The organism is Bradyrhizobium sp. P3_C3 (genome assembly GCF_056402655.1).
Window position 1 is genome coordinate 102,316 of sequence record NZ_JBFUGY010000017.1, and the last position, 15,067, is coordinate 117,382.

Consider the following 15,067-nt stretch of genomic DNA (forward strand, 5'->3'; position numbering starts at 1 on the left):
TCGATCCATGGCTCAAGGCAGGTGGTGAAGCCGGGGAAGCTTTGGGTCTAGCCCATCCTTGTTAAGCATCCGTCAACCAATAGGCCCGAGGCCTGCGTTGCCGCCTGCGGCCGCACGATGCTCCGCGCGATCTCGTAGTATTGCAGCGCCCGCTGCTCCAGCGTGAGATTGTCGAGCACGAAGCCGCGCGGATCGAACGCATCAGCGGTGCAGCCGGCCCAGAAACTGTCCCAGCCCGCCTCGAACCCCGCGATGTCGATGAACCTGGCGCCGCAGCGGTCGTCCCAATACGGCACCGACGACACCGGTGCGAACTGGACGCGGTGCGGATAATAATCCGGGTCCCGCCACGGGCCGCCAGGGTCCCAGGCGAACACCGGCACGCCGCAGGACAGAGCCTGCTGATAGGCGATGCCCTGGCTCTCGTTCTGGCACAGAAAGATCATCGCGCGCGAGCGCGCCAGCGCGGCCTGATAGTCTTCTTCCTTGTAGCTGCCGTAGCGCAATTCCGTGAACGAGCGGCCCTCCCTGAGGAGGCGGGCGCGGACCGGCTCGATCAGTTCCGGCGCATAGCGCTCGCGGTCCCAATGGACCTTGTCGTAGATCAGGACGTCGACGGTCTTTTGCGTCGGCGCCGACGGCGCCCAGAGATCCGTGTCGATTCCGATCGGCCAGGCCTCCGTGTCGGGCCAGTACGGCCGGTACATGTCGACGTACCAAGGGCCGGGCACCACGACCTTCTTCACCGGCAGCCGCTTGAACAGATCAGGATCGTCCAGCGGATGATTATGGGCGGCGACGCCGAGCAGGATCGGATTCTTCCACGCGAACTTGTCGAGCAGGAAGGTGCGGCCGATGATGCAGGCGAGTTCGTCCGGATGCTGCGCGATGTAGCCGTAGTCGTTGACGCGGTAGCGGATGCCGAGCCGGTCGAGCCCTGCGCAGAGATTGAGGAACACGCGAAGCTGCCCGCTCATGCGCGGCTCGCCGAGCAGCATCCGACGCGCCATGCGCCGCAGATGCCGGTCGCCGGGAAACCAGCGATCGTCCTTGTCCTCGTAGAAGAGGTTGAGGACGATGGCATCGGGGTCGTGTTCGAACGTCTTTGCGGGCACTAGATCCATCCGCGGCAAACAGGTCGGCATTCTCGCATGGGACCGGCTGTCGCACTCTTCCAAATCTGCGACAGGCTTAATGCCCGCGGCTTAACGCTAATCTACGAAACCAGAAACACGCAGGCCTTCGCGGCAACGATTTGGCCGTAATGCGAGTATCATTCGCGGCGGGCCAATGTCGCGATTGATCGCAATGCCAGTCGGCAGATGCGCCCTGGTTAACAGACCCTTAAAGGCGAGCCGTGGCCCTGATCACCGCCGAAGATGTTCTCGATTTGCCGGCTACCTCGCGCGTCGTTCCGGCGCCGCGTCTCCCGCTGCCGGCCGGCTCAACCACATCGGTGTCCGTCGTCATTCCCGCCAAGAACGTTGCGGCCTATATCGGCGAAACCCTCGCCAGCGCGCTGGCGCAAGGCGAGATCACCGAAGTGATCGTCGTCGATGACGGCTCGAGCGACACCACCACGGCCATCGTCCGCGCCATTCGTGACCCGCGGTTGCGCCTGATGACCAACGACTCCGCCGGCGTATCCGCCGCGCGCAATCTCGGAGCACGATATGCGAGCGGCGAATGGCTGCTCTTCCTCGATGCCGACGACCGCCTGCGCCCCGGTGCGGTCGCGGCGCTGCTGGCGGCAGCCCGCAATGCTCCGCGCGCGGTTCTCGTCTACGGCGACTACAACACGATCGACAGCGAGGGACGGCAGATCGGCCGCCGGGGCCTGCTGAAGGGACGCCGCAAGCCGTCCGGCGACGTGCTGGCGCGGCTCGCGGCCGGCAATTTCATCGTCAATGGCGGCATCGCGCTCGCACGTGCGGAGGCCTTCCGCGCCATCGGCGGCTTCGACACGTCCCTCAGATATTGCGAGGACTGGCATTGCTGGTGCCGCCTCGCCGCTATCGGCGAGTTCGAGTTCGCACCAAAGCTCCTGCTCGACTATCGCCTGCACACCGCCAACACCATGAATGCGGCCGTGCGGACGCCGAAGGACTTCTTCCCTGCGATCGCGCGGGTGTTCGACGATGGGCTGATCCTGGCAAGACTGCCCGAGGGTACGGCGGCCGGGCTGCGCCAGGCCGCCGAGGTCCATCTCGTCACCTATTCGGCGATGCAGGCGGTCCGCTTCGGCAGATATCGCGACGCCTTGGCTTATCTCGGGATGGTCGGCCGGCGCTCGCTCAAATCGCTGCCCCGCGCCGCGGTCAGGGTCGCCCTCGCCCGTTTGGGCATCTAACCCGCGTCACGACACGATTTTCGAGGCTTCATAGGGCTTCGGTGCGAAGCCGAACGCCGCGAGCATGGAGCCGAGCGCGACCAGCGCCGGATGCATGGCGACGACGGCCTTCGATGTCGCGAGCAGACGAGCGGAACGCACCAGCGACAGCGGCAGCCGTCCGAGCATCTGCGCGAACACTCGCGACCGCGCGGGCGCGCTTTGTGCGGCCTTGTACTGCACGCGATAATTGATGGCGCCAATACGCAGGCCGCGCTTGGCGATCCAGCCGAGGCTGGTGCGGCTTTGCGGCACGGTCTCGGTGATGACCGCCTCTGCCGTCCAGTGGAAGATCATGCCGGCATCGCGGCACCGCACGAAGAAATCGCAATCGCCGCCGCCGAGGAAATTGAAGCGCAGGTCGAAGGCGGGACGATCGAACCGCTCGAACGCCGCGCGCGTGATCAGGCAGTTGCCACAGCCATAGATCAGCGGCACCGCGCCGCTGTAATCATAGGCGGGGCGGAAGGCGGGATGACGTGCCAGCCAGGGCTTGCTGTCGTCGTCGAAGACCGGCAGCACCGGCCCGCCGACCACGTCGGCGCCGGTCGCCTCCGCGGTGCGAACCATCAGCTCGAGCCAGTCGGGCGAAGCGATCTCGTCGTCGTCGATCATCAGGAAGCGGGTCGCGGCGGGAAACAGTGCCTGGGCCGTCTCGAAGGCGGCGTTGATCGCCTGGCAATTGCCCTGCCGCTTCTCGACCAGGCAAACGCCCTGGAGCCGGCCGTCGGCCAGATACTCCGCGGCAACCGGCGCGCTTTCGCGCCCCGCCGCGTCGTTCTCGACCATGACCACCGCGAAGGAGCGCGGAGTGCGCTGGCTCGCGAGCGAATCCAGCGTCAGCCGCAGATGGTGCGGGCGGCGGAAGCAGGGAATGCAGACGACGATGCCGACCGACAGGTCGATGACGCGGGAGCTCGCCGCGATCTCCCGGTTGGGATCGCGAACGGCATCCAAGATCCGGCTGGCGGAAAGGTCTGTCGGGATCAGCGTCATGGCATCCTAAATGTCCGATATGTATTGAAAAAGCCCTGCGTCAATCGCGCAGTAATCGGCGCTGTCCTGCGACGGCACATCGCCGCGGGACATATCAGCCCCAAAATGAACGGCGGGCCCGAGGCTCGCGACGGCGCAACGCCGCCGATCTCCCGCCCTCCATACGCTTAACTGCTTTTGCGCGTTTCTCCTGCAAATCCCTGCATATGTGATAGTGCAATTCGCAGTCCATCACGCGGACAACAGCCCAACATGGACAATGCAGTAGTTAACGCCTGCCCGCATTAACCCGGCCGTAAGCACCGCGACCGGTGAAGCGGCGCGGCACCGGATTTGCTCTTCGGGCATGCGAGATTTTTCCTGTAAATTTGAGTCGAACAAGCGCGGTCAGAAAAAATGAACAAGCCAGCCTCGATCGATTTCGCGACAGCCACGGCGATCCAAATCCCAACGGCCACGGCACGCACCCAGGCGCTGCACGATCTGGTCCCCGGCGAAGCCCGCGACAGCCTGCTCGCCGTCCACGACGTGCTCCGCCGCGAGCTGCCGCAGGGCCAGCTCGCCACCTACGAAGCCGGCGGCGGCTCGTGCAGTGTTCTGCCACCGGAGCTGCTCAACCGCAGCAAGGTCACCGTCGTCGACATCGACGAGGACCAGGTCCGCAACAACACTTACGCGGACGAGGCGATCCTCGGCGACGTGCAGACTTACAGCTTTGGACGCGAAACCTTCGATCTGGTGATCTGCTACAACGTGATCGAGCATCTGCCCCATGTCGATGCCGCGCTCCTGAATTTCCGCGACGCGCTCAAGCCCGGTGGAATGATCCTGATCGGTGCACCCAATCCGCGCTCGCTGTCGGGCGTCGTCACCAAATACTCGCCGCACTGGTTTCACGTCTGGTTCTACCGGAATATCCGCGGTATCAAGGATGCCGGCCTGCCCGGCGAGCCGCCGTTCCCGACCTTCTTCCATCCGCTGGTGACGCTGCCGCGGCTCGAAGCATTCGCCGCGGCCAACGGCCTCGAGATGATCTACCGCCGCGAGGTCGAGAGTCCGCGCTATCCCGAGATGCGCCGGCGGAAGCCGCTGTTCGCCGCTCTGGTCGATGCCGCCGCCGCCGTGATGAACGCCGTGCTGCCGGGCGGGATCGACGTTCGCCGCGGTGATTACCACGTCATCCTGCGGAAGCGCTGACAATCATGACACGCGCGCGGTCCATCGCAGGACGAGCGAAGCCTTGCGGCCTCGCTGCGCGCGGTAACGAACCGTTAATCCCTTTGGGACCTCAGCGTCATCGCGACGCGTCGAAGAGTGGCACGCGCTTAAACGCTTTGTTTGCCATTTCGGTGAATAGTCCCTCAATGAGTATGGTTAATTTTCCCTGTTGCGTTGATTGGGCACCTATATCCCGGGTGCGTGGCGTAAAGCGAAGAGTAACCCCTCAGCCCGCGGTCGTTGGAATGAAAGCTGGGGACTATGCTTGACTACAACCAGCCGATAGATCGGGCCGGACCGGAGGCCCCGCAGCAGAGGCCTCAGACCGGTTTCAACGTGCTGGAGCTCGTCAATCTGCTCTGGCGGCGGAAGATCGCGATTGCCGCAGCCGCGCTCCTCGGCGCGACGCTTGCCGTCACCGCGGGCAAGAGCGTGACGCCCCGCTACACCGCCACCGCCCAGCTCTATGTCGACCCGCGCGAGCTTCAGCTCGTCGATCGCGAGCTCACGCCGCGTGCCCAGGACGTCTCCGGCATGGCCATGGTGGTGGAGAGCCAGGCGCGCCTGATTACCTCGAACAGCGTGCTGCTCCAGGTAATCCAGCAAGCCAATCTGGACAAGGATCCCGAATTCGGCGGCGGCGGTGACGCCAGGAGCCTGATGTCGTCGCTGCTCGGCCTGATCGGCCTTCAGCCCCGCGCGCCCTCCGCCGCGGAGACGAAGGAAGTGCAGCTCGCGGCGCTCGACGCGCTGAACAGGCACATCACGGTCCGCAAGACCGAGAAGAGCTTCATCGTCGACATCGAGGTCTGGTCGACCGATCCGGCGAAGGCGGCGATGCTCGCCAACACGCTGACAAATGCCTACCTCGCTGAATCCCGCAACTCGCAGGCCTCGGCCGCGCGACGCGCCACCAACGATCTCTCCGGCCGCCTCAAGGAGCTGCGCGAGCGGCTGCGCAGCGCCGAGACCGCGCTCGCCACCTACAAGGCCCAGAACAATTTCGTCGGCACCCAGGACGCGCTGATCAGCGACCAGCAGCTCTCCGCCAGCAACCAGCGGCTTTCCGCGGCCCGCGCGGCGACGATGGACGCACAGGCGCGGCTCGACCAGATCGAGGCGAGCCGGCGCACCGCTGCCGATGCCGGCGCGAATTCGGAAGCGCTGCAATCGCCGACCATCGCGAACCTGCGCGCGCAATATGCCGACGCCCGCAAGAAATATGCGGAGCAGGCCGGCGAGCTCGGCCCGCGGCATCCGGCGCTGCGCCAGACCGAGAAGCAGGTCGAGGATCTCAAGCGCACCATCAACGAAGAGATCGATCGCTTTGCGCAGTCCGCCAAGAACGATCTGACGCGCGCCCGCGACTTTGAAGCATCGCTCAACCGGGCGCTGGAAGCGCAGAAGCGGCAGAGCGTCCAGCTCAGCCAGGCCGCCGTGCGCCTGCGCGAGCTCGAACGCGAGGCGGACGCCAGCCGCGACGTCTATCAGTCCTTCCTCAAGCGCTCGCGCGAGACCGAGGAGCAGGAGACCCTGAACACCTCGGCGGCCCGCGTCATCGGCGAAGCCACCGTGCCGCAGCGGCGCTCGTTCCCGCCGGCGATGAGCATGTTCGCCATGATCGGCTTCATCTTCGGTGCGCTCGCTGCTGCAAGCTGGTTCGTCGCGGCCGAGCTGCTGTCCGCCGGTGCGACCGCGCCGGCAGCGCCCACACCGGCCCGTCGTGAGCGCACGCCGGCACCGCGGGCTCCGCGAGCGCCGGAGGTTTCGCGGACACCGGAAGCAGCCCAGCCGCAGCCGGCTCCGCGAGCTCCGGAAATTGCGCAATCTCTACCGGAGCTCGCCGCGCCATCGCTGCAGCCGGAGATGGACGAAAATACGCTGATCGGAAAGCCGCTGATCGCGCGCCTCCAGGAGGCCGACGTCATTCACACGCTCGGCGCCATCCTCGCCACCGGCGGCGGTGTCGATCTGACCCGGCTTGGCTGGCCGACGCTGCGCCCCGGGTTTCCGCTGACGACGCTGCTCAACGCCTGGCGCGACATGCGCACTGCTGTGGCCCGGCGTGCCGGCGGCAAGGCCATGCCGGTCATCGCGCTCGTCGGCGCGGGCGAGACCACCGGGCGCAGCGTGACCGCGCTGAATTTCGCGCTCGCGGCCGCGCGCGACGGCGCCCGCGTGCTGATGATCGATGCCGACCATCAGGCACACTCGCTCTCGAACAAGGTGAGCCGCCCCGGCAAGAGCGAGCCGAGCCGGCTCGGCTGGCTCTCGATCGGCAGCAAGGCCTCGCGCGAGATCAAGACGGTCAACGGCATCTCGGTGCTGCCGGCCGCCGACGGCGATGCGGGCAAGGCGACTGAGGCCATGCGCAAGGCCATCGAGCAGGCGCGCGCCGCCGGCGGCTACGATCTCGTGATCCTCGACGGCCCCGTGACGCCGCTTGGTGCGGCCAGCCGCAAGCTGCTCGACGACACCGACGCGCTGGTGGCGGTGCTGCCGACCAGCCTCGACATCAACGACGGCCTGGAAGAAATCCTGAACACGCTCGGTCGCGCCGAGCGCAGGCTCGTCGGCGTCGTGCTCGACGAGCTCACCCCCGCAACTCAAGCGCGCCAGCGAGGCAGACAATATGCTTGAGCGCCGCGTCAATCTGGACGGCCGGGCCGCAACCGCCGACGTGCCGCGGATCACTATCGGCGGCCTTCGCATGGCCGCGCTCGACCTGGAAGCAACTGCCGATTTCATGATCGAGGCGACCGATCCCGACAATCGCATCGGCCGTCCGCTGCACCTGACCTCGGCCAATGGCGAGGTGCTGGCGCGCTGCTCGACCGAACCGGAGACCGAACGCCTGTTCCGCGGCGCCGACCTCATCAACGCCGATGGCCAGCCGCTGGTCGCGGCGTCAAAGCTGCAATCCTGGTTTCCGCTGCCGGAGCGCGTCGCCACCACCGATTTGTTCCACGTGGTCGCGCGCAAGGCCGAAGCCGTCGGCCGCACTTTCTACATGTTCGGTGCCAGCGAGGAAGAGAACGCCGCGGCGGTCGCGAATGTCCAGCAGCTGTATCCAAACCTCAAGATCGTCGGGTACAGCCACGGCTATCTGCGCGGCGACGCCCTGCGCGCGAAAGTCGAGGAGATCAACGCACTCGCCCCGGATTACCTCTGGGTCGCGCTCGGCGTGCCCAACGAGCAGGCATTCGTCGAGCAATACACGCCGCTGCTGACCAATGTTGGCGTTATCAAGACGTCCGGCGGCTTGTTCAACTTTTTATCGGGCAGCCGATCCCGCGCGCCGCAATGGATGCAGAAGATCGGACTCGAATGGGCCTGGCGCACATGGCTCGAGCCGCGCCGCCTGCTCTGGCGCTATTTGACCACCAACCCTCGCGCGCTCTATCTTCTCTTCAGCCGCAAACGGCCTTCCAATCGCTGAGAGAAGAGTAGAAGACGACATGACCGACCGACCGACCGTCCTCGTCACAGGGGGCGCGGGCTATATTGGCTCGCATGCCTGCCGCGCCCTGTCTGCCGCCGGCTATCAGCCCGTCGTTTATGACAATCTCTCGACAGGTCATCGCAGCTTCGTCGCGGGTCCGCTGGTGACGGGCGACCTGCTCGACGGCGCCGCGCTGGCGCGCGCCTTCGCCGACCACAAGGTCACGGCGGTGATGCATTTCGCAGCGGCAAGCCTCGTCGGCGAGTCCATGACCGACCCGCAGAAATACTACATCAACAACGTCCAGGGCACGCTGTCGCTGCTGCAGGCGATGCGCAACGCAGGCTGCCAGCGCATCGTGTTCTCCTCGACCGGCGCCGTCTACGGCAACGCCGATTCCAAGGAGCTGCCGGAGGACTTCCCCTGCGCACCGATCAATCCCTACGGCGCGTCGAAATGGATGATCGAGCGCATGCTCGCCGATTATCGCGCAGCCTACGGCTTCGGCGCGTTCTGCCTGCGCTATTTCAACGCCAGCGGCGCCGACCCGGCCGGCGGCATCGGCGAGTTGCGTGACAACGAAACGCATCTCATTCCGCGCGCCATGATGGCGCTGCAGGGCCATGTCGACTTCGCCGTGTTCGGCGACGATTACGACACGCCCGACGGCACCGCGATCCGCGACTACATCCACGTCACCGACCTCGCTGCGGCGCATGTCGCAGCACTGAAGCTCCTGGAAACGGGACATGCCGGCGGCAGCTTCAATCTGGGCACCGGCTCCGGCTTTTCGGTCCGTGAGATCCTGAACGCCATCAGGCAGGAGACCGGGCGCGAGGTGCCGCACACCATGAAGCCGCGTCGCGCCGGCGATCCCACTTATCTGGTCGCCGATGCCTCCGCCGCGCGAAAAGTGCTGAACTTCGTGCCGCGCCATTCCGACCTGCCGACGGTGATCCGGACTGCCTGGGCCTGGCACCAGACAGCGCATCCGCTCAGGACGCGCTAGACACCCGTATTACGGCTTGCCGGTCGGGCCCCCGAGCGGCTAAAGAGATGATCACAGCCGGCGGCGGCGCATGTCCCGACCGCCGCATGTTGCTCTTATGGCCGCCAATGGAAGCGGCATGTGAGGCTCCGCCAATAGCGCGAGCCTGTTCTTCACAGCGAAGGCCACGATCGAGTCCGGGCATCGGCCTGCTTTCAGGCGCGGCCCAGGGAGCACGGAGCGAATGCATCAGGCCGCAAGCCTGCAATTCGAGCGCGTGATGGACGAGCTCGTCCTATGGCACGCCGTGCCGGAGGACGAACGCTCGCCCGCACCGGCCTGGTGGTGGGGACCGGCGATGGCGGTGGTCGACGCGCACGAGCCGATGCGACAGGTGTGGTGTTGTGAGCTGGGCCTCGGCGACGGCTCAAGCTTTGCCGAAGGTGCGCATGCCCTCCTTGAGCTGTTCGCCGAGCAAACCTCGCAGCCCTGGCCGGATGATTTTCCGCGCAAAGCGGACATCAAGCAAGACAACGTCCGCGAGTTGCACCCGCAGCCGTCAGATGACAGCGCGTTTCAGCCGTAACGCCGCGGCTTCGGTCGCAGCGAGGTCCGGCTCCGGCTGGAGCGGCGGCGCGACAGGCAGCTCGATCGGCCGCAGCAGCTCGGCCATCTGCCGCGCCGGCACCGGCTTGGAGATGAGGAAGCCCTGCATCTCGTCGCAGCCATGGGCGCGCAGGAACGCCTCCTGCTCCGCGTTCTCGACGCCTTCGGCGACCACGGTCATGCCGAGCGCCTTGCCCATGCTGATGATCGCCTGCGCGATCGCCTGGTCCTCCGAATCCTGCGGCAGGTCGCGCACGAAGGAGCGGTCGATCTTGATGGTGTCGATCGGAAAATGCTTCATCAGCGACATCGACGAATAGCCGGTGCCGAAATCGTCGATGGCGAGGCGGATGCCGCGGCTCTGGATGGCGTCGAGCACCTTCAGCGCGCGACCGACATTGCGCATCATCATGCTCTCGGTGACCTCGAGCTGGAGCAGCACCGGCGACATGCCGGAGGCCGCCAGCGCCTCGTCGACGTCCTGCAACAGATGTTCGTCGACAAACTGCCGCGGCGACAGGTTGACCGCCATCGACACCGGCAACAGGCCACGACGCTGCCAGGCCATGGCCTGCGCGCAGGCCTCTTTCACCACCCAGCGGCCGATCGGCACGATCAGCCCGGTCTCTTCCGCAAGCGGAATGAATTGGGCCGGCGAGATGCTGCCGAGATCCGGGTGCGTCCAGCGCAGCAGCGCTTCCACGCCGGTGATCTGGCCGGTCTCCATGTCCACCTTGGGCTGGTAGTTCAGCGAGAACTGCTCGCGCTCCAGCGCCCGGCGCAGCGCGCTCTCGAGCGACAGCCGCTCGATCGACTGCGTCTTCACCTCCTTGGAGAAGAAGCGATAGCCGTTCTTGCCGTCTTCCTTGGCGAGATACATCGCCATGTCGGCGTTCTTGGTCAGCGTCTGAACGTCGGAGCCGTTGGCTGGATACATCGCGATGCCGATCGAGGCCGTGGTGTGGCACTCGTGGCCGGCCAGCTCCATGGGCTCGGCGAGCGCCACGAGCAGCCCGGTCGCGATGCGCTGGACGTCGTCGATCTCACCGCACTGGTCGAGGATCACCACGAACTCGTCGCCGCCGAGGCGCGCGACCACGTCGGTTTCCCGCAGCGCACCGCGCAGCCGGCTCCCCACTTCGAGCAGGAGCAGATCGCCGGCCTCATGGCCAAGCGAATCGTTGATGACCTTGAAGCGGTCGAGATCGATGAACAACACCGCGAAACGGTGATCGTGGCGCTGAGCTTCGTCGATCGCCTCCCGCAACAGCCCGTTGAAGGTCTCGCGGTTCGGCAGGTCGGTCAGGCTGTCATGCGAGGCGAGGTATTCGATCCGCTCGTCGGCCTCGTTCTTCTCGTCGGCGCGATCGAAATTCTCCATCGCGAAGGAGACGTTGTCGGCGAGGCGCTGCAACAGTTCGACGAACTCGGCCGTGAAGGTCTCCTGCTCGGTCGACATGTAGATCATGACGCCGACGGGCTGATCGTGCGTGATCAGCGGGAACGCCGCGCCGGAGCGCGCGCCGTCGCCTTGCAGGACGGCGTGGAAGGCGCTCACACGGCTGTCGTTGACATAGTCGTTGCTGACACAGGGCTGCCGGGTGCGGAACGCGGTTCCGCTCATGCCGCGCCCCTCGGGCCGGTCAGCGTCGATGGAGAGACGAACGTTCCTCGTGGTCTCGGCGGACGGCCCTGCGGCCGCGACGATCGCGAGCTGGTCGCTGTCGGCCTTGGCGAGCGCAATGGTCGTCGAGGTGAACTTGCCGCCGGTGGACGCGGCCTGACACACCAGCTCGAACAGCTCGGTGCGCGACTTGGCCCGCACGATCGCTTCATTGGTGGCGCTCAGCGCGGCGAACATGCGCGTCAGGCGCTCCTTCTGCGCCTCGGCCCGTGACCGCTCCTCGGCCCGGGCGAAATTGTCGAGCGCAAAAGAGACGTTCTCCGCGAGGCGCCCCAGCAACTGGATGAGGTCAGGCGTGAAGGTGCCTTCGTCCGGCGAAAGGAACAGAAGGACGCCGACGGCATCGGTGCCGTTCTTCAGCAGCGGGAAGCAGCCGCCCGATTTCGTCCCCTGATCTCGCGCGATTCGACGCCAATGCGTCGCACGAACGTCCGTGAGGAGCTCGTTTGCGACGCAAGGGGCCTTGGTGCGAAATGCGGTGCCGGCGAGCCCGCGTCCTTCGGGCTCATCGGCGGACGTCGCGAAACGCCAGTTCTCGACGTGACCGCGGCACTCGCCCTTGGTGACGGCGATGTCGAGATAGCGCCCCGTCGGATCGACCAAGGCGATGGTGGCAGATGAGAACGTTCCGCCGAGCACGGCGGCCTCGCACACGGCTTCGAACAACTCGGCGCGGGATTTCACGCGCATGATCGCTTCGTTGGTCGCGCTCAGCGCCTCCAACATGCCCCGAAGACGGTTGCGCTGCATCTCGGCCTTCGCCTTCTCGTCGGCGCGGTCGAAGTTCTCGAGCGCGAAGGCGACATTGGCCTGGAGCCGTTGCAGCAGCTCGACGAATTCGGGCGTGAACGTGCCGCGTTCCGGCGAGTTGAAGAGGAAGACGCCTTCGACGCTGTCGCCATTGAACAGCGGCAGCGCCGCGGAGGAGCCGATGCCGTTCCGACGAGCGTTGGCCGCCCAGGGCGCGATCCGGTCGTCGGACTGCACATCATTGCTGATGCAAGGCTGGCGCGTGCGGAAAGCGGTTCCCGTCAGCCCTCGGCCTTCAGGCACCTGGTCGGACGTGGAGAATTTGAAATTTCGGACCATATCCGCGTTCGGCCCGTAGCAAGCAACGACGCGAAGCAGCTCGGCATCGTGATCGACGAGCGCGATGTTGGCCGAGGTGAACTTGGCGCCTTTCGCCGTCGCTTCGCAAACGAGGTCGAAGAGCTCGCCCCGCGAGCGTGCGCGCAGGATCGCCTCATTGGTCGCGCTCAGCGCCGCGTACATGCGCGCCAGGCGGTCTTCCTCCTCGGCGATCCGCGCCTTCTCGGCCTCACGGTCGAAATTGTCGATCGCGAAGCAGACGTTCTCGGCGATGCGCAGCATGAGTGCGACGACCCCCTCGTCCTTCGCCCAGGACTTGCTGAGGAAGGACAGGATGACGCCGATGCTCTCGCCGTTCCGGATCAGGGGGGCCGCGATGCAGGCGGCAACACCCGTGTTGAGATTGGCCTGCTCCCACGGCGTTCCCCTGGTGCGACGCGCGAGATCGCGTTCGACATGGGGCTTCTGGGTTCGAAACACCTCGCCGGAAATGCCGCGACCATAGGGATTCTCGGGGTCGACGGAGTAGTGGGTCCGGGCCACGATCTCCAGATTCTCGCCGGTGCCGGCGACAGGCTTCAGCCAATGCGAGTCCGGCTCCTTCAGCAGAACGAAGGTCGCCAGCGACTTGCCGCCGTGCACCGAGGCGTCGCACACGAGCTGATACAATTCCCCCTCGGTCTTCGCACGCAGGATGGCTTCGTTGGTCGCGCTGAGCGCGCCAAACATGCGGTTCAGCCGCCGCGTCGCGAGCTCGCTGGTCTGGCGCGCGGTCTCGCGCGCGAAATTGTCCAGCGCATAGGAGATGTTGGCCGACATCCGCTCGAACAGCGACACCATCTGCTCGTTCAGTGAGCCGGCTTCCCTGCGGGTCACATACAGCACGCCGACGCTCTTGCCGCTGCAGAGCAGCGGCAGCGCAGCCGCCGCGCCGATGTGGGCCTTGGCTGCGCCCTCGCGCCACGCCAGCGAGCGAGGATCATTCAGGTAATCGTTGCTGATGCTCAGCTTCTGATTGCGAAAGGCTTCGCCGCCGACACCCGCTCCCTCGGGCGTGCCGGAGTCAGTCGTGATCTCGAGCGAGCGCAGCCGCGCAACGTCATCGCCGCAACCGGCCGCAAAGCACAACCGTCGGCCATCCGGCCCGACCAGGAAAACCGCAACGGCCAAAAAGTCTCCGCTCGAAAACCCGGCGTCGCAGACCTTCTGGTACAGCTCGTCCGGCGATTTCGCATAAAGGATCGCTTCGTTGATGGCGCTCAACGCTGCAAAGGTGCGCGCGAGGGTCGTCTGCACGGTCTCAGCTCCCGGGCATTTCTGCCTAATTCTCCCGGGTGCTTTATGAACGGCGACGGCCTAAATGGTCGTTATTGCGCGCTGCAAACCCTCGATCAAAGTGAACGAGCTGCGAACGGCCGGCGCCAAACTGTCGGGAATGCCGCCGCACGGGAGGATTATTCGGCCAAAGGCGCGCGCTCGTCACGAATTTGCAGCCCTGTATTGGTTTACGGGAGATTGATATCGCTCCCACGCTTTGAGACGATGGCTCCCAACAAGCAGCCCGTTAAGGGCACAATGCCGAGGGAACGCCATGCCCGTCGTCAAGACCGACCGCCTCACGCTCATCAGCGCCGCGCTGCTCCGCGCCGCCGGAGCTTCCGACGAAGAGGCCGATGCGGTGGCCACAGGCTGCGTCAACGCCAACCTCGCCGGTCACGATTCCCACGGTGTGATCGCGGTTCCGACCTACATCGACCGCATCAAGGCCGGCCACATCGTGCCCGGCGCCAAATGGACCATCGTCCAGGAATCGCCGACCACGACCGTGATCGACGGCCAGTGGGGGTTCGGCTTCCACGTCAACGCCAAGGCGATGGCGCTGACGATCGAGAAGGCGAAGACGGCGAACGTTGCCGCCTGCACCGTGTTCCGGCAAAGCCATGTCGGCCGCCTCGCCGCCTATCCTCTGATGGCGATGCGCGAAGACATGATCGGGATTGCGACGGCGGATTCCGGCCGCTCGCCGAAGCACGTGGCGCCGTTCGGGGGCAAGGAGGCGCGGCTCGGCACCAACCCGATCTCGATCGCGGTGCCGTCCGATCTCGACGCGCCGTTCTATCTGGACATGGCAACCTCGGCGGTTGCGGCCGGCAAGATCCAGCTCGCGGTCGCCCGCGGCGAGGAGATTCCGACGGGCTGGATCATCGATGCCGAGGGACGGCACACCACCGACCCCACGCAATATCGCAAGGGCGGCGCGCTGCTGCCGCTCGGCGGCACCGAGGGCTACAAGGGCAGCGGCCTCGCCGCGATGGTCGAGGTGCTGTGCGGCCTGCTGACCGGTCTCGGCTTCGGCGTCGAACCGACCGGACGTCACAATGACGGATGCTTCATGGCGGTGTTCAACGTCGCCGCGTTCCGTCCGCTGAAGGAATTCAAGCGCGAGGTCGCCGAATTCGCGCACTATCTGAAATCGACGCCGCCCTCCGAAGGCAGCAAGGGCGTGTACTATCCCGGCGAGATCGAGGGGTTGCGCGAGCAGCAACGCCTGCGCGACGGCATCGAGATCGAGGATGCGACCTGGGAAAAGCTGCGCGCGCTGGCGCGCGAGTACCGGCTCGACACCGTCCTTGATCTGGCCTGACGGAATTTGGG

The 15,067-nt window shown here is 65.8% G+C and carries 10 protein-coding genes; 7 read left to right on the top strand and 3 right to left on the bottom strand.

What is annotated here, in order from left to right:
- Positions 1–47: 47 nt before the first annotated feature.
- Positions 48–1,115 carry a glycosyltransferase gene (locus tag AC1DW2_RS20825; RefSeq protein ID WP_477007083.1) on the bottom strand — a complete coding sequence of 356 codons (1,068 nt, stop codon included), beginning with the start codon at positions 1,113–1,115 and terminating at the stop codon, positions 48–50.
- 248 nt (positions 1,116–1,363) lie between these two features.
- On the opposite strand from AC1DW2_RS20825, the gene AC1DW2_RS20830 reads away from it, so the two are divergent.
- Complete coding sequence (locus tag AC1DW2_RS20830) at positions 1,364–2,350, top strand: glycosyltransferase (RefSeq protein ID WP_166105561.1); 987 nt, start codon at positions 1,364–1,366, stop codon at positions 2,348–2,350.
- 6 nt (positions 2,351–2,356) lie between these two features.
- On the opposite strand, the gene AC1DW2_RS20835 is transcribed toward AC1DW2_RS20830, so the two are convergent.
- Complete coding sequence (locus tag AC1DW2_RS20835; protein ID WP_477007084.1) at positions 2,357–3,385, bottom strand: glycosyltransferase family 2 protein; 1,029 nt, start codon at positions 3,383–3,385, stop codon at positions 2,357–2,359.
- A gap of 396 nt (positions 3,386–3,781) precedes the next feature.
- Between AC1DW2_RS20835 and AC1DW2_RS20840 the strand changes: the two genes are divergently transcribed.
- The 5 genes from AC1DW2_RS20840 to AC1DW2_RS20860 all read left to right on the top strand — a co-directional run bounded on the left by AC1DW2_RS20840 (position 3,782) and on the right by AC1DW2_RS20860 (position 9,619).
- Positions 3,782–4,582 carry a class I SAM-dependent methyltransferase gene (locus AC1DW2_RS20840; protein ID WP_208084452.1) on the top strand — a complete coding sequence of 267 codons (801 nt, stop codon included), beginning with the start codon at positions 3,782–3,784 and terminating at the stop codon, positions 4,580–4,582.
- A 282-nt stretch (positions 4,583–4,864) separates the two neighbouring features.
- Positions 4,865–7,243 carry an exopolysaccharide transport family protein gene (locus tag AC1DW2_RS20845; RefSeq protein WP_477007085.1) on the top strand — a complete coding sequence of 793 codons (2,379 nt, stop codon included), beginning with the start codon at positions 4,865–4,867 and terminating at the stop codon, positions 7,241–7,243.
- Positions 7,236–8,042, top strand: a complete 807-nt coding sequence (locus AC1DW2_RS20850; RefSeq protein WP_071909478.1) for a WecB/TagA/CpsF family glycosyltransferase — start codon at positions 7,236–7,238, stop codon at positions 8,040–8,042. Before AC1DW2_RS20845 ends, AC1DW2_RS20850 begins: the two co-directional genes overlap by 8 nt.
- 19 nt (positions 8,043–8,061) lie before the next feature.
- A complete protein-coding gene (gene galE / locus AC1DW2_RS20855) occupies positions 8,062–9,054 on the top strand; it encodes a UDP-glucose 4-epimerase GalE (protein WP_028147948.1) in 993 nt (330 codons plus the stop codon).
- A gap of 223 nt (positions 9,055–9,277) precedes the next feature.
- A complete protein-coding gene (locus AC1DW2_RS20860; RefSeq protein WP_063985656.1) occupies positions 9,278–9,619 on the top strand; it encodes a hypothetical protein in 342 nt (113 codons plus the stop codon).
- Here AC1DW2_RS20860 and AC1DW2_RS20865 read toward each other — a convergent pair.
- Positions 9,593–13,708 carry a bifunctional diguanylate cyclase/phosphodiesterase gene (locus AC1DW2_RS20865; protein ID WP_477007086.1) on the bottom strand — a complete coding sequence of 1,372 codons (4,116 nt, stop codon included), beginning with the start codon at positions 13,706–13,708 and terminating at the stop codon, positions 9,593–9,595. The genes AC1DW2_RS20860 and AC1DW2_RS20865 overlap by 27 nt on opposite strands.
- A 295-nt stretch (positions 13,709–14,003) precedes the next feature.
- Here AC1DW2_RS20865 and AC1DW2_RS20870 point away from each other — a divergent pair, with 295 nt between their 5' ends.
- Complete coding sequence (locus tag AC1DW2_RS20870; protein ID WP_477007087.1) at positions 14,004–15,056, top strand: Ldh family oxidoreductase; 1,053 nt, start codon at positions 14,004–14,006, stop codon at positions 15,054–15,056.
- The last annotated feature ends 11 nt before the right edge of the window (positions 15,057–15,067 follow it).